13 protein-coding genes are annotated in these 16,237 nt (G+C 39.1%); 8 read left to right on the forward strand and 5 right to left on the reverse strand.

All coding sequences use genetic code 11. From position 1 onward, the window contains the following. The first annotated feature begins 1 nt into the window (after position 1). Together sufD and ACYVFA_RS14870 are read left to right on the forward strand one after the other, a co-directional pair. Positions 2–1,330 carry a SufB/SufD family protein gene (gene sufD / locus ACYVFA_RS14865; protein ID WP_460472628.1) on the forward strand — a complete coding sequence of 443 codons (1,329 nt, stop codon included), beginning with the start codon at positions 2–4 and terminating at the stop codon, positions 1,328–1,330. Positions 1,331–1,484: 154 nt separating this feature from the next. Beyond that, on the forward strand, positions 1,485–2,192 hold the full coding sequence (locus ACYVFA_RS14870; RefSeq protein WP_460472629.1) for a DUF4412 domain-containing protein: 708 nt from the start codon (positions 1,485–1,487) through the stop codon (positions 2,190–2,192). Here ACYVFA_RS14870 and ACYVFA_RS14875 read toward each other — a convergent pair. The 3 genes from ACYVFA_RS14875 to ACYVFA_RS14885 form a co-directional block, all read right to left on the reverse strand. Beyond that, positions 2,177–4,648 carry an ATP-binding protein gene (locus ACYVFA_RS14875; RefSeq protein ID WP_460472630.1) on the reverse strand — a complete coding sequence of 824 codons (2,472 nt, stop codon included), beginning with the start codon at positions 4,646–4,648 and terminating at the stop codon, positions 2,177–2,179. The two genes, ACYVFA_RS14870 and ACYVFA_RS14875, sit on opposite strands and share 16 nt — an antisense overlap. A gap of 217 nt (positions 4,649–4,865) precedes the next feature. Next, positions 4,866–5,231, reverse strand: coding sequence for a hypothetical protein (locus ACYVFA_RS14880; RefSeq protein ID WP_460472631.1), 366 nt, complete (start codon positions 5,229–5,231; stop codon positions 4,866–4,868). A gap of 176 nt (positions 5,232–5,407) precedes the next feature. Next, entirely contained in the window at positions 5,408–6,268 is an 861-nt protein-coding gene (locus ACYVFA_RS14885; protein ID WP_460472632.1) for an AraC family transcriptional regulator, read from the reverse strand. Positions 6,269–6,570: 302 nt separating this feature from the next. Between ACYVFA_RS14885 and ACYVFA_RS14890 the strand changes: the two genes are divergently transcribed. From ACYVFA_RS14890 to ACYVFA_RS14905, 4 genes are read left to right on the forward strand one after another with little or no spacing between them, the layout of a single operon-like run. Beyond that, positions 6,571–7,476 carry a dihydrodipicolinate synthase family protein gene (locus tag ACYVFA_RS14890; RefSeq protein ID WP_460472633.1) on the forward strand — a complete coding sequence of 302 codons (906 nt, stop codon included), beginning with the start codon at positions 6,571–6,573 and terminating at the stop codon, positions 7,474–7,476. Between the two features lie 8 nt (positions 7,477–7,484). After that, positions 7,485–8,486, forward strand: coding sequence for a 4-hydroxyproline epimerase (locus tag ACYVFA_RS14895; RefSeq protein WP_460472634.1), 1,002 nt, complete (start codon positions 7,485–7,487; stop codon positions 8,484–8,486). 23 nt (positions 8,487–8,509) lie between these two features. Next, on the forward strand, positions 8,510–9,784 hold the full coding sequence (locus ACYVFA_RS14900) for an NAD(P)/FAD-dependent oxidoreductase (protein ID WP_460472635.1): 1,275 nt from the start codon (positions 8,510–8,512) through the stop codon (positions 9,782–9,784). Further along, positions 9,777–10,946 carry an aminotransferase class V-fold PLP-dependent enzyme gene (locus ACYVFA_RS14905; RefSeq protein WP_460472636.1) on the forward strand — a complete coding sequence of 390 codons (1,170 nt, stop codon included), beginning with the start codon at positions 9,777–9,779 and terminating at the stop codon, positions 10,944–10,946. Before ACYVFA_RS14900 ends, ACYVFA_RS14905 begins: the two co-directional genes overlap by 8 nt. A gap of 100 nt (positions 10,947–11,046) precedes the next feature. Here the strand turns inward: ACYVFA_RS14905 and ACYVFA_RS14910 are convergent, their stop codons facing one another. Then, the gene (locus ACYVFA_RS14910) at positions 11,047–12,288 is read right to left on the reverse strand and encodes a dicarboxylate/amino acid:cation symporter (protein WP_460472637.1); all 1,242 of its coding nucleotides are present in this window, start codon (positions 12,286–12,288) and stop codon (positions 11,047–11,049) included. 830 nt (positions 12,289–13,118) lie between these two features. Between ACYVFA_RS14910 and ACYVFA_RS14915 the strand changes: the two genes are divergently transcribed. Together ACYVFA_RS14915 and ACYVFA_RS14920 are read left to right on the forward strand one after the other, a co-directional pair. Then, positions 13,119–13,472, forward strand: a complete 354-nt coding sequence (locus ACYVFA_RS14915; RefSeq protein ID WP_460472638.1) for a 3-coathanger stack domain-containing protein — start codon at positions 13,119–13,121, stop codon at positions 13,470–13,472. A 207-nt stretch (positions 13,473–13,679) separates the two neighbouring features. After that, complete coding sequence (locus ACYVFA_RS14920) at positions 13,680–14,924, forward strand: DUF6515 family protein (protein WP_460472639.1); 1,245 nt, start codon at positions 13,680–13,682, stop codon at positions 14,922–14,924. A gap of 46 nt (positions 14,925–14,970) precedes the next feature. On the opposite strand, the gene ACYVFA_RS14925 is transcribed toward ACYVFA_RS14920, so the two are convergent. Beyond that, a complete protein-coding gene (locus ACYVFA_RS14925; protein WP_460472640.1) occupies positions 14,971–15,753 on the reverse strand; it encodes a DUF4344 domain-containing metallopeptidase in 783 nt (260 codons plus the stop codon). Positions 15,754–16,237: the final 484 nt, after the last annotated feature.

The raw sequence follows: 16,237 nt of genomic DNA on the forward strand, positions 1-16,237 counted from the left end.
GATGAGTTCGATAGAAAATACAGATTTAAAAAATCAATTAATTGCTGATTTTCAGACTTTGCAGACACAGCTGAATGGTAAAAGCGCTTTGCCTATCAATCAGTTGCGTAGCGAAGCCATGAAAAATTTTGACAGATTGGGTTTCCCAACTATCCGTCATGAAGAATGGAAATACAGCAATGTTTCGAGTCTGGTAAAACAAAACTACAATTTCGAAGCAGGTTCTGATTTCAGCAATGAAGATTTAAAAGAAATACATCTGCCACACCTGAAAGGCAATGTATTGTATTTTATTAATGGCGTATTTCATGCAGAATTATCGCATATCGAAAGCCCTAGCGAACACCTGCAGGTAGTTCCTTTTGCCGAAGCTCAAGAGAAAATGCCAGAGGTGATAAACCAATATTTTGCACAATATGCTGATTATAAAAACGATGCCTTCACTGCCTTGAATACTGCTTTGGCAAAAGATGGTGTAGTAGTGCATATTGCCGATAACAAGACTTTAGAAGAACCTGTTATCCTGCGTTTTATTGGCGATACCCGCAAAGAAGATGTTGGCTCACAGGTAAGAAACCTGATTGTAGTAGGCAAAAATGCCGAAGTGAAAATTGCAGAGGCATATCGTACCATAGGTGATAACAAGTACTTTATCAATACAGTAACCGAGTTTGTATTGTTTGAAGACGCCAGAGCCGATTATTATAAAGTACAAAACGAAAGCGATAAAACGCACCACATAGGGACTACACAGGTATATCAGAAAGATAGAAGCTATTTTTATGCTGCTACTGTGACAGTAAATGGTGGTTTTGTAAGAAATAACCTCAATATTGTTTTAGATGGTGAGCATATTGATAGCCATATGTATGGTTTATATGTGCCAACCGGTAAACAACATATTGATAATCATACTTTAGTTGACCACAGAAAACCTAATTGCCAAAGCAATGAATTGTATAAAGGTATTCTGATGGATAAGTCGACTGGGGTTTTTAATGGTAAAATCTTTGTGCAACAAGATGCGCAAAAAACCAATGCTTATCAGAACTGCCGCAATGTGGTGACGACTGACGAAGCAACCATGAATACCAAACCACAATTGGAAATCTGGGCGGATGATGTAAAGTGTTCGCACGGTACAACCACAGGTAAACTGAACGACGAAGCTATATTCTATATGCAATCACGTGGTATTCCGAAGAAAGAAGCCATTCGTTTACAATTGTTGGCCTTTGCCGAAGATGTGGTTTCACAAATCAAAATCGATTCTATTAAAGAATATCTTGAAGGGTTGATTGTTGATAAATTAGGAAGTTTAGGAAATTAAGCCATTGCTTATTTATATATAGAAATCCTCATAGTTGCTATGGGGATTTTTTTGTGGGTATTAACCTCCATTCAATAAATAAGCCAAAACATAAGCCGCTCATTTTCGTTTGATAGAAAGTTTAGTTTAATTTCGTATAAAACAACCTTATATCATGAAAAACAGTCTGTTTGTTGTATTAATTGCATTAGTGAGTGTATCAACCTATGCCCAAAGTGCTCAGGACTTTGCAAAAGCTATGAGCGGCGGCAAAAAAGTAAAACCCAAGCCCGAATACAATTTTGCAGGTTCGCTTAAATTTCAGGTAACTGCTACAAATGATGGAAAAGCCTCAAAAGGTGAACAAATGTGGTATTTTCCTGCAGGAACTGAAAACATCTTTGGTATTGCCTTAAACATGGGGCAAGGCACAAGTATGCGCGGTGTAATTGACTATGCCGAAAAGTCGATGATTATGTTTATGGACGACCAGAAAATGATTATGGGTATTCCGTTTGATTTAGACAAAACCATGAAGGATATGCAGAATGACCCTAAAATGAAAGTGTCAACCCCAAAGAAAACAGGAAGAACCAAAACCATTTTAGGCTATAAATGCGAAGAATGGCTGACCGAAACCGCCGATTATACTTCTTATGTATGGATGACCGACAAATTGCCCATTAACTCGACGAGTTTCTACAAAATTATGGCACAACAACTGGCCAAAAGCACAGGCACACCCATGCCCTCAGATATGAAAGGTGTACCCCTTGAAGTACAAGGAATCAATAAAAAAGAAGGAGATAAATTCAGTATGATTTGTACCGAAGTCAGTACAAAACCAATTAAGTTCTCAACAGCAGGTTATAAAACCATGTGAGACTGGCGTTGCAGGTAATTATCTATTTTACCCAATATTTCCTTCTGACGGTAAGGTTTTGGCAGATAATCGTCAAAACCTGCCTCTTCTAAAGCAGTTGAATCTTTCAGGAATACATCGGCTGTCAGCGCAATGATAAACGGTTGGTCACTATCCTGATAGGTTTCTCTGATGAGTTTTGAGGTCATGATACCATTAATGCCCGGAAGCTGAATATCCATAAAAATCAAATCATACTTCTTAGTTTTTGATTCAGCCACAGCTTTTTCTCCAGTTTCTACAATATCAAAATCATCCATAACCCCTTCCAGAATACGCTTCAGTATTTTCTGATTAAACTCATTATCTTCTACTACCAACACACTATGGTCGGTCAGAATTTTTGTTGGCTTAGTTTCCTCAATTTTCTGAGCAGGCTGTTGTATTACATTCTTGAACACCCATTTCTCAACCATCTTCATTAAGTTCTTCAACTTCAATGGTTTAATCATCATATCACTATATCCGAATTCAGCATAGGCTTTAGTTTCTTTCTCATGGCTATAGCCCATCACTACAATAGGTACCTGTTCTGATATACCATTTTTTCTGAATACATTGATGGTCTTTTCCAGTTCGCCATTTATCTGCATCGAATCTACTAATATCATCGATGGAGGCGGCTGAGGTACAGTAAAAAATTGTTCTGCCGACTCAAAAGCCACCAACTCTAGCTTCTTGTCTTTAAAATACTGCTCAAATGTCTCAACTGCCTTTTCTGAATCCAATGTCCATATACAAGCATCAGTACTGGCATATTTCGTAAACAAATCACCCAGAAGAATTGGTTTGGCGTCAGTATTCTCAAACGGTACTTCAAAGAAAAACTCAGCACCTTCATCTAGTTTGCTTTTCACACCAATTACCCCACCCATCATCTCAGTCAGGCGCTTACAGATAGCCAATCCTAGCCCTGTTCCTCCTGAATGTTTGTTGGTCAATTGTTTGAAACGGTCAAATATTAACTCCTGTTCATTAGCCTCAATCCCTTTGCCCTGGTCAATTACCTTGCAGGAGAGTGTAGGTTTACCATCAATAATCCTTGAAGAAACCTTGATAGTTACCCAACTGCCATTTGGCGAGAATTTAACGGCATTGGAAACAAAATTCAGAATGATCTGGCGTAATCTGTTTCTATCTGCCTTAATATATACAGGCAGATTTGGATTGAGCATCACCCGTAACTGTATACATTTTTCAAGTGCCGTAGCATAGAATACATCTACACAATCGTCAAACAATTCAACCGACGAGAATACCTCTGGTTGAATTGTCAATTCACCTGCTTCAATTTTCGAGTAATCTAATATATCATTAATCAAGGAAATAAGGCTTTCGCCACTTTTCTTGATAATATTTACTAATTCAAATTGTTCGTTTGATAGAACCGTGTTTTCCAGTAAGCTTACCGCACCAATAACCCCGTTCATAGGCGTGCGAATCTCATGGCTCATATTGGCCAGGAAAGTGGTTTTCATCACATTATCACGTCTTTCCTTTTCTGCCAGATGTATCAACTGGTGGTTAATGACCTGTAAACGCTCTTCAACTTGTTCTTCAATCGTTACATCTTCAAAAATCCAGATTCTTCCGGTATAACGGTTAACATGAATTAGCTGTGTAATAACATTGTATGTACGGTTTATTGGTGCACCGAATTTCCATCTCCAGCGGTCTATTGAGCTAGAGAACATTAACTCCTGCATTTTGTTTTGCACCTCTTCCTTATTCTGCAACTTGCCGATTAATTTATTAAAGCCTTCGGCAACCTTTTGTGAAGTAACAGGCTCATCAGAAGAAAATCCGAATAAATCATAAGCCTTTGTATTCATAAAAACACCATTGGCACTTTCGTCTACAAAAACAATCGGTATCGGACTTTTACTCAATATCGATTCGAACCTGATATTCAATTCTGTTAAATCGGTTGTTGTCTGATAGGTTGAAACAATCTCTTCAAACCTGATTTTGCAGAGCAACGAGAAATATCTGTAAGCACTATGGATATTGGCATCTCCGGCACATATTTTTACCAGAAGCCCCGTCGTATGGTCGGTTTTAATGGCCTGTACAATAACTTTCTTGTGTGTCTTTTCGAAGCTGAACGCCGAAGTTTCTTCTTCTATAATTTTGAAAGTATTCTCAGTGAGGCCATGCGATTTACAGAACGGAATCTTGAGCCCTACCAGCGCAGAGTCGGTGCTAAAGGCTATCTCAGCAACATCATTATGCAAAAATTGAACGTAGTAGATTTTTTCAGCAATATCCAGTTTTTTCAGCGATTGCAGTAATACGCCCATCATATGATCGATGGTATTATGAATCCCAATAGTAGATTTAAAAAACCTGACATATTTATTTGACCAGATGGTTTGTTCATCTGTGTCTATTATCTGTGTATTGCTTTGTAGGCTCATAGTGGGTATCGTTGCCTGAAAATATAAGACATCCTGTTACCCAAAACAAAGCAAAAATCAAGCCAAGCAAATGCCAGAAAAACGAATGATACCGCTCGATAACTATTTTTTCTATTAAGATTAAATTAAAATTAGTGTAGAAAAATTTGTGTAGAAAAGTGTCTTGATTATTAATAATCAAGACACTTTGAAATGCCTTGTATTGAAGAAAACTTGTTTAACTCAATTGATCGTATTCGTTTTGAATGACGCCGATAAATTCATCAATCTCATTCACTAATGTGTTCGATTCTTCGTTGTTTATGTCAAATTCGGGGTCAGTTTTTGCATTTACCTCAAATTTTTTCATTCGGTCTGATAAATCAGTACCACCTACAAAGCCGATAGCCGAACTGATGGCGTGTATTTTTTTTACTACTCTATCTTTATCTTTTTCGGCTTGTGCTGTTTTAATATCCTCAATTTCCTCGGGCATGAGTGCTAAAAAATCACCGAAAATTTCTACCAGATACTCAATTGTATCGTAATTTTCTGTAAGAAATTCTTTATCAAGAATTGGACTAAACTGATGTGTCTCAAACATATTTTCTTAGTACAGGAATTATTTTATCCTATTTAATTTTTGCAAAAAATAATATTTATTTTCTTAGTGCGAGCAAAAATCGTAAAGCAGTTGACGTGAAAAGTTGGTCAAAAATTATACCATGTGCAGGATTCATAGGGTAAAGTTATACAAATGTATAAAATTTAATCTTATGTTTAGGTATCATATTTTTTTAAATATGCGCTGGGGGTCATTCGGGTTCGATTTTTAAACTGGCGATTGAAATTGGATACATTATTAAAGCCATTGGCATAGCAAACTTCCAGAACACTGTTATCGCCACTTTGCAGCATCCGGCAGGCATGACCAATTCGGATATCATTCAGAAATTCAGAAAAAGTTTTTCGGGTGCGAAGCTTGAAAAAACGGCAAAAGGCATTAGGAGTCATATTGGCAATTTCAGCCACTTCTTCCAGGTTGATTTCCCGCTCATAATTCCGCATCAGAAATTCAAATACATCATTAATGCGCTGGTTATCAGTTTCCTTCTGAGTGCTTTGGTAAGTAATACTTGAAAGAAATTCTTTATTCGGCGATATCGAAAGTGCATTGAGTATTTCAAGAAAAGTCAGGAGTTTCTCGAATCCCTTTTTATTCGTGACGGAATCAATTAAGGTTGTTAGGGCATTGGCCTCTTTACATCTGATTCTAAACCCTCTGGATGCCTCATTTAACAAGCTTTTCAGATGTAAGGTCTCAGGAATATCGAAGAAATTTTCTCCCAGAATATCTCCTCTGAAATAAATAGAAATAGAATACGCTCTTAAATTTTCAGTATAATACTCAGCATCGCTTCTGAAAACATGAGGTAGATTACTGCCTAGCAAATAAATATCATATGGCTGAAACCGCTCTACATTATCGCCCACAAACTGGGTTCCTGTGCCCTCTATCATTAATGTTATCTGCCATTCCGGATGAAAATGCAGGGTATCATAAAAATAAGGCAAATCATCAATCTGTACACGAAACGATTCTGTTTCTGTTTTAGGTATTCGGAATAATAGAGGTTTCATCTATATAATTGTCGATTTTCTATTTCGGATTTTCGAATAAAAGTTTACTTTATGTGCCGCCCTCTGGCAGTACTGAATGCGAAAAATACCATTATAATTTTAGCCACTTAATTTATTCGCTGATTCAACAAATATGATTTGATTGATAATGATAAATACTAATTTACCCCAATAAAAAATACCAGACAACTATTAGGGGTAAAAAAGTATAACTACTAGCAAAGCAAGCATAAGTTTTTATATTTTGTATAAGCTAGCTTTGTATCATCAAATCGAATCATTCATAAACTAATACAAATCTTATGAAACCTTCTTGGACAGGTGTTTATCCGGCAGTAACTACTAATTTTTTTCAGGACGAAAGTCTTGACCTGAAAACTTTCTCTTTTAATATCGATGAACAAATCAAAGCAGGTGTGCATGGCATTATCATCTGCGGTTCATTAGGTGAAAATGGTACTTTAACTAAAGAAGAAAAACTGACTTTGCTTGAAACTGCTAAGAATACTATTGCTGGCAGAGTGCCTTTAGTAATTTGTATTGCAGAATGCGTTACACGCGAAGCTATGGCTTTTGCCAAAGAATGTGAACAAACGGGTGCAGAAGGCTTTATGTTATTGCCACCGATGCGCTACCCATCTGATGATAGAGAAACCCTGCATTATCTGCACAGAGTAGCCGATTCTACCGATTTGCCTGTGATGGCTTATAACAATCCATTGGCTTACAAGACGTTTATTTCTATTCCTATGTTTCGTGAGTTGGCGGCAAATCCTCACTTTGAATCTATGAAAGAATCAACGGGAGACATCCGCTACATGACGGATATTATTAATGCTTTGGGTGATAGATTCAAGATTTTGTCTGGCGTAGACGATCTGGCTTTTGAAAGCTTAGTAATGGGTGCTGATGGTTGGGTGGCAGGTTTAGTGGATGCTTTCCCACGTGAAACTGTTGCAATATACGAATTAGTGAAACAAGGACGGATTGAAGAAGCGAGAGCAATTTATCGCTGGCACTTCCCGCTGATGCACCTGGATGTTTCCACTAAATTTGTGCAGAATATCAAATTAGCAGAAGTAGCTACCGGATTAGGTACTGAATGGGTACGTGAACCACGATTGCCATTGGTAGGTGAAGAGCGTGAACGCGTATTGAAAATCATCAATGATTCATTGGCTACCAGACCAGTATTACCTCAATTCTGATTAAAAACATGGTAAAGAGCTTTTTTTGTATAGACGCCCACACCTGTGGGAATCCGGTACGTTTGGTTGCCGGAGGAGGACCAATCTTAGAGGGCAAAAATATGTCTGAAAAAAGGCAGCATTTTCTGCGCGAATACGACTGGATTCGCAAAGGGTTGATGTTTGAACCTCGCGGACATGACATGATGTCGGGTAGTATTCTCTACCCGCCTCATGACCCTGAAAACGATGTGGCCGTATTATTCATCGAAACCAGTGGTTGTCTGCCGATGTGTGGGCATGGAACCATCGGAACCATCACCATTGCTATTGAACATGGTTTAATTCAGCCGAAAAAGCCTGGCTTTGTGAGAATGGAAGCCCCGGCCGGTTTGGTAATGATAGAATATAAACAAGAAGGAAACAAGGTCAAATCGGTTAAATTAACCAATGTCGCCTCATTTCTGGCTGCTGAGAATATTGAGGTAGAATGTCCTGATTTAGGTACTTTAAAAGTAGACGTAGCCTATGGTGGAAATTATTATGCCATTGTAGATGTGCAGGAGAATTTCCCGGGTTTGGAGCATTTCAAAGCCGACCAGTTGATTGCCTGGGCAAGGGTGTTGAGAGAACGCATTAACGAAAAGCATACGTTTGTGCATCCCGAAAACCCAACCATCAATGGCCTAAGCCATATCGAATGGACTGGCAAAGTACTCGACCCCACTTCAACCGCACGTAATGCCGTGTTTTATGGCGATAAGGCCATTGATCGCTCACCGTGCGGTACTGGTACATCGGCTCGTATGGCGCAGTGGGCAGCTAAAGGTCAATTGAAAGCAGGTGATGAATTTGTGCATGAGAGCATTATTGGTAGTAAGTTTATCGGTCGCATTGAAGGAACAACTAAAGTTGGTGATTTTGATGCCATTTACCCAAGCATTGAGGGCTGGGCAAGAATCTATGGTAATAATACCATCACGATTGATGACCAGGACGATCCTTATGCCTTCGGTTTTCAGGTGATATAAGACATTAATCATAGACAATATTCATGGCTACAAACGCAAATTTACCGCATACAGTCATTATAGGCAGTGGTATTATCGGGCTATATTCGGCCTATTATCTGCAGCAAAAAGGGCATAAAATAACCATCATTGAGCGTACTGATGGGTCAGATGGCTGTTCGTATGGCAATGCAGGAATGATTGTTCCCAGCCATTTTATCCCCCTGGCAGTACCGGGCATGATTGAGAAAGGTATCCGCTGGATGTTTAATTCGGAAAGTCCTTTCTATGTAAAACCACGACTGAGCTGGGATTTAATTTCGTGGGGATTGAAGTTTGCTAAAGCAGCTAATCCTAAACAGGTTGAAAAGGCAATGCCTGCTTTGCGTGATATAAGCCTGTTGGCTAAAAAGCTCTATCAGGATTTTGCCAAAGATGAGAAAAACGATTTTTCGTTTGAAGAACGTGGCCTGATGATGCTTTGCAAAACCGAGCATAATTTCCATGAGGAAGCAGAAGTAGCTGAAACGGCTAATAAACTGGGCATTGAAGCCAGAGTTTTAGATTTGGCTGCTTTGCATCAGTTAGAGCCGGAAGTTAAACCTGAGGTAGCCGGAGCGGTCTATTATCCGGGTGATGCGCACTTATACCCGAATGCATTAGTTAAGAAACTAAAGGATTTATTGCAAAAACAAGGGGTTGAGTTTTTGTATAATACTGAGGTAACTGGTTTTGAGGCGGATAATGGTACGATTAAAAGCATTAAAACGCAATCGGGTAAGACGATAGCTGTAGAGCAACTAATTATTGCTACGGGGTCATGGTCGCCAATTCTGGCTAAGCAATTGAACATTAATCTGCCAATGCAGGCCGGAAAAGGGTATAGTACTACGCTTCAACAGCAAACAGGTAAAAAGCTGAACATTCCATCTATTTTATTGGAAGCCAGAGTGGCCATTACACCTATGGCTGATAACCTGATTCGTTTTGGAGGAACTATGGAAATAGGGGGCATCAATCAGGATATTAATATGAATCGCGTACGAGGCATTATTAAGGCCGTACCAGAGTTTTTTCCCGATTACTCGATAGAAGTACCTAAGCAGGAGAAAGTATGGTCAGGATTACGCCCTTGTTCGCCGGATGGCTTGCCATATATTGGTCGTACGAATAAATACAAAAACCTGATTATTGCCTCTGGTCATGCCATGATGGGATTAAGCCTGGCACCGGGCACCGGAAAATTAGTACAGGAAATTGTTGACAATGAGCAAACAAGCATCGATATTTCGCTGTATAAGCCGGAACGATATGACTAACCAAAAACATTTATTTGCCCTGGAAGAGGGCATTACTTATCTGAATGGGGCAGCCTATGCCCCAATGCTCAAAACGTCGATAGAGAAAGGTACAGAAGGTATGCTGATGAAAGCCAGCCGGCCTTTTACGATTGACCCTAAAAGCCACTTTGAGCCAGCCGAAAGAGTACAAAAACTATTTGCCCGACTGCTCAATATAGATAATCCACAGCGGGTTGCTATTATTTCGGCAGTATCTTATGGCATGGCAGTAGTAGCCAATAACCTGCATCGCTTACCGAATATTTCTACCAAGAAGCATATTGTTCTTGTTCAGGATGAATTTCCGAATAATGTGTATGCCTTTGAAAGAGTCAGTCAGCAATTATCATTAAGCTATCATACTGTGGCTAAGCCTGATGCTTTAGGAAATCGTGGGCAGCTATGGAATGAAGCCATATTGAATAGCATTACTACAGAAACAGCGATGATAGTTGTACCCAATATCCATTGGATATATGGGGTAAAGTTCAATCTCGCAGAAATTTCAAAGCGTTGCAAAGAAGTAGGCGCTTTAATGATTGTTGATGCTACTCAATCAGTAGGGGCAATGAGTTTTGATGTAGAAACTATCCAACCTGATGCAGTCATTTGTGCCGGATATAAGTGGCTTTTAGGGCCTTATAGTATTGGATTGGCTTATTTCGGTGCGTTTTTCGATGAAGGCATTCCGGTAGAAGAATCATGGCTCAATCGGGTGAATAGTGATAAGTTCGCTCAACTCATCAACTATCAGAAAGACTATCGCCTCTTTGCCCAACGATACAATGCAGGAGAGTATTCGCAATTTATTCAGCTCCCAATGTTAGAAGAGGCCCTTTCGCATATTCTGGACTGGGGAGTAGACAATATTCAGCAATACTGCCAGAGCATCTCACAAAAGCCCTTAGAAGCTCTGGTCAACATGGGTTGTAGCCTTGAATCAGAAGCTTATCGGGGGCATCATTTATTAGGGATCAGTCTCCCACAAGGCATCGATAATCAAAGCTTTACGGAGCAATTATTAAATAATAAAATCATCGTCTCCAATCGCACGGTAGCCATTCGTGTTTCTCCGAATGTCTATAATACCGAACAAGATATGTGGGCTTTGGTTGAGGTATTGGAGAGGAGTCTGAGATAATCCTCTAGGTATATAAAAGTCAAGCCAAGGCACTGCCTTGGCTTGACAAAATCAGGTGTTTTTTAAGATGTTTATTTACAGAGTATAACTCTTTATATATTTAAACTGCCTTCGCAGACCCTAATTCATTCTCCCATTTAGCTACAATCGCCGTTGCAACGGCATTGCCTGCCACAGAAGTAGCAGAGCGACCCATATCCAATAGCCAGTCTACGGCAAATAATAAGATTAAACCCTCGGCCGGTAAGTTGAATAGAGACATCGTACCAGCAATAACTACCAACGAAGCCCGAGGTACTCCGGCAATACCTTTACTGGTAATCAACAAAGTAAGTAACATCGTTATCTGCTGGCCTATTGATAGTTCGATGCCATAGGCTTGGGCAATGAATCCGGTTGCAAAAGTCATATACATCATAGAGCCATCCAGATTGAAAGAGTAACCCAATGGCAATACAAAACTCACGATTCTTTCTGATACTCCGAATTTCTTCAATTGTTCAATCTGTAAAGGCATAGAAGCCTCTGAACTCGCCGTGCTGAATGATAAGAACAACGCATCTTTTACATAAGCCAGGAGCTTCCAATAAGGTACTTTGGCAAACAGACAGATAAGCGGTAAGACAACCAGTATAAAGAAAGCCAGTGTAGCAAAGAAACAGATAATCAGATATAAATAACCACCCAGAATACCTAAACCTTTTTGTGCAATTACAGCTGCTACGGCACCAAAAACCGCATAAGGAGCAAAGCCCATCACATAGCCTACAATCTTAAACATCACCTCGGCTACCGCATCTAGTCCTTTAATGATAATTTTACCATGATCGCCAATAGCAGCAGTAGCAATACCAAAGAAAATAGAGAACACTACTATCTGTAAGATTTCATTGGTTGCCAATGCTTCAAAGAAGCTTTGCGGGAAAAGATGGGTAAAGAAGTTTTCCAGAGTCATCTTTTTCGATTCAATACCTGTATCTGCACCTGATGCTGGCAAATCTATTTGCATCATCTTGCCGGGTCTGAGCACATTCACGGCAATCAAACCTGTGAGCAAGGATAAAATAGTAGCAAAATAAAAATAACCCAGCGTTTTGGCTCCAATACGTCCAACCGTTTTAAAGTCGCCCAACTTAGCTATACCTACTGTCAGAATAGAGAAAATCAAAGGCCCGATAATCATTTTTATCAAGCGCAGGAAAATTTTGCTTAAGAGATTCAGGTATACACTATAAGAGGCAAGTGCTTCGGGGTCAGAGGTAAGATAGACATTCATCAGGTAGCCTACGATGATACCCAAAGTCATGCCTATAAAAATTTTCCAGGTAATGTTTAGTTTCATAATGAAGTGGTTTCTCTCTCCCCAAAAGAGACGTATTGTTTAGGTTAATGGCACCGGATCTGGCGCTCCTGAGGGAGTAGAGCACAATCCGGATTTTTTATTTATTACAATAATGGTTAAAAAATATAAGTACTCAAAATGCTACGGGCTTGAATGTTGATTTATTTACGCATTTTCTGCCAAATCTGCTATTTTCTCACTAAGTATGGAGCTTATAAAATATATTTTTTTGATTAAGTGGTAATAAGCAACCGTAGAATAAAAATTTTCGTATATTCTGTAACATTCATAGAAATTTTACGTCTAAGTAATAGTAATTTTGAAACAGGAGAATGGGAGTTTGCTTCTATGATCTTTATGTTTAGGTATTTTGTACTAACCTATTTTTATTCAGAATCTCTTCATATTCAATCTGTTCTGGATAAATTTTTGAAAAATACCATAGAACACGTATAAAGATTAGGGGTTTTTACGCTAAAATATTCCGATAGAGTTTCAGAACTTTGCATTGTTCATTCAACTAGATAATATATAAGAAAATGTTTACGCTTTTAGAAATCGGAAATAGTCTCAACAATATAGCCATGATTTACCCGCTACAAATCCTTTTAGTTGGTGTGTTGTTGTTGCTTGGCATATATGTACTCTATCACTCTACCGGATTAAGTAGAGGATTTGGTCAACGTAATAAAATATTAAAGTAGAATTTTGTTTCATCATAGTGGTTAGGGTTGTAGCAAAAAGCCATCTTTTCTAAGATGGCTTTTTTGTTTAATAGAGGTGTCATGTCCTGAAATAGTGCTACAATAAAGCCATAGAAAACAATGCCTATGAAAACCAGATTGATATTATTGCCTCTTTATTCATTGCCTTTTTTGGCTACCGTTCAGGTACTTGCTACTCGCCCCCGAATTTATATAGATGATACAGTAAAAACCACTTTAGTCAATAGACGGGTAAGCAATGCCATCGAGTGGCAGGAGTTCGCGCATGGCTGTATGCTCACCGATAATATGAGCAGCGGTGTAGTAAATAAAAGAGTATCTAATAAAATTACTGCTTCAAACCAATTGACGGGTGGTAATAGTACTTATGATGCAGGAAAAGCAGTTGAACTACGAGCCGGATTTTTAGCAACCAGTGGGAGTGTATTTACGGCTAAAATCGGAGGTTGTGAGAATTGATCGGTGTTTAATGAATAATCACCTCATTATCAGCGTTATTAATAAAGAAAAGATTAGTTTTTGAAACTGGAAAGCTAAAGTTTGCTAAATAACGTAGATAGGATTTTTCTGTTTAAAGATTGTATAATGTTAATGATTGTTAACGATAGTTATCAGATTAAACCATTTACCTAATATTAGCATCTATAAGCTATAAATAAGGAGAAAATGAAAGAAATGAAACAAAATGCTATAAAACCTGCACCTTTTTCAACAAAGAGCGTAGGCATTGCTGCATCATTGATGTTGATGGCAGGTTTAACTCTTGGCTCACTTGATACTTTTGCTCAAGGCAGAAGAGGAGGAGAGCACGAGGGTGGAAATGGTGGCGGTGCCAGGAGCGAAAGAAGCGGTGGCTCTGAAAGGAGGTCTGTTGAGAGGGGAAACGGTGGTAGCGATAGAGTAGGCATGAGCCGTGGTGGCAGCGAAGGCGGCGGCTTTGGCAGTAGAGGCGGTGAAACCCGTGGCAGCCGAATGGAAACTCCAGCGCCATCATCAAGAGGCGAAAGCAGAGGTTCTTTCCCGGATAGAGGTTCAGCAGGAAGAGAAGACAGAGGAAGTAGTATACTGAATCGCCCGGATAGAGTTCAGCCACAACCGGATGTTCGTACAGGTGGAGGCAGAGTAGAAACGCCAAGACCCGATAACAATCGCGGTGGATGGACTGATAACAACAGAAACGGAGCTGATAGAGGTGGTAGAGGGAATGACAATGACAGAACCTATGCAGAACGTGGCGGAAGAGATAATAACAACGGAGATAGAAACAGATGGGATAATACCCCAAGAGGTGGCAGAGATAATAACTATGGCAACAGAGGTGGCTGGGATAATAACAGAGGTGGTAGAGATAATAGTTATGGCAACAGAGGCGGAAGCTATGACAGATATGACCGTAGAGGTTATGACGATAGACGCTACAGATATGATAACAATAGCAGAAGATACGACGGGCGATATGGTAGTCCAAGCTGGAGATACTATAATTTACCACGTCGAAACGTTGTAGTAAATGTATTGCCATCTGCTTGTATGCCAATCTATTATGGAGGAATTAACTATAGTTACTACAACGGTATCTATTACAGACCTTATGGAAACACCTTTAGGGTTTCATTTCCGCCGATTGGCTTAAGAATCAGCGTATTGCCATTAGATTGTCAGATGTATACATTCTTTGGTCATTCCTATGGATATTATAATGGTTCATATTACCGACCAGTTGGTAATCAATACGAAGTAGTGCCGCCTCCGGTAGGCGCATTGGTTGAAAGTATACCTGATGGTTACGAACAAGTAATTATTGACGGAGAAACTTATTATATAGTAGATGGTGTGCAATATAAAGCAGTGGTGTATCAGGGAGAGATTTGGTACGAAGTAATCAAAATCAATTACGATTACAATTATTAAGCCTACTTTGCATCTAAAACACGGGGAAATGCCAATCGGCATTTCCCTATTTTTTTATCCAGGGTTCCAGTACTTTCAGCCAGCCTTTTTTTATCTTCTGATAATCTTCCATACAACGGCTAACCATCGACATTGGCAGCATCTTCCGACGAATCAGGGCCTGATTCTGTGTAGGATTAGAGCCATAGAGCATACATATGATATGATAAAAGCGCTGATGGTCAAGCGAATGTTCATCCCAAAGTTGCAGGTTTTTTAAAGGGATATTCTGTTCCGATTCTCCCATCAGGTAAAAGGCAATGGCCCCATCTAAAACTGCTAAAGACCCTTTTCTACTGCCATCAGCCAATAAGAAAACAGAAAAGTTATCAACTGTATCTTCTTCTTTTCCTGTAACGGGCAAATCCATTAAATCTATCAGCGCATGGCCCATTTCGTGGTAGAAAATAAAGAGAGTCGTGTTAATTACCATCTCACGCAGTTGTGCACGGTCTTTGGTTTTGGTTTTGAATAATTCATAGAGATAAGAAACCATTTCGTAACAAATTGTTACTTTTTTGCTGCTTTCATCATAAAAAGCATTGCTACTGTGGCATTCGTCAAAGGTAATATAGAGATCTTCCGGCAAAGCCAGATAACCATTGACATCACGCGCGATGGCTTCTAATATCTTTGTGCGCTTGATACCCTCCTGAAAATCTCTGAAAACAGAATCTTTAATATCATTATTCCATACGACTTTCACATCTCCATAGTCATTCATTTTTGCCTGTTGAGCAAAACCAGTAAAGGAGCAACAGCAAATAACACTAGCAATCCAGAATTTCATAAACTATTAATGAAGCAAAACGAGCGATGGTCGCCTCCGGTTTATCTATTTATTGTCTCAATAATAACACATAAAATTTCATGTTAGTATTCTTTGTTATAAATTATTGATAAAACGCTGAGTGAATAAGGGGATATAGGATACAATAAACCTTTAAACTAAAAACAATAATCCAGCAGTATGATTTTAGCTGAAATCTCCTTAAATACTTTGAAAACACAATCCAAAATCGGAAATTTAAGGGACGTCCAGCATGGGATAACAATCTGCGACTGGCCGTTTACCTAATAAAATTGCTATGAACGAAAAGAAAGGAATGTCCTGTCAAAGAAAGCGCTTCAAGCGCAATATTATCAAAGTACAAGTAACGGAAACAGAACCAGAAAAGGTAGTCGCTACGGTGAATACCTTTTGCACCAGAAGTCTGTGAAAGTAACAACCCTGGAAACAAAACCAGAAAAGGTAGTCACTACGGTGTATACCT

The organism is Emticicia fontis (assembly GCF_054779675.1).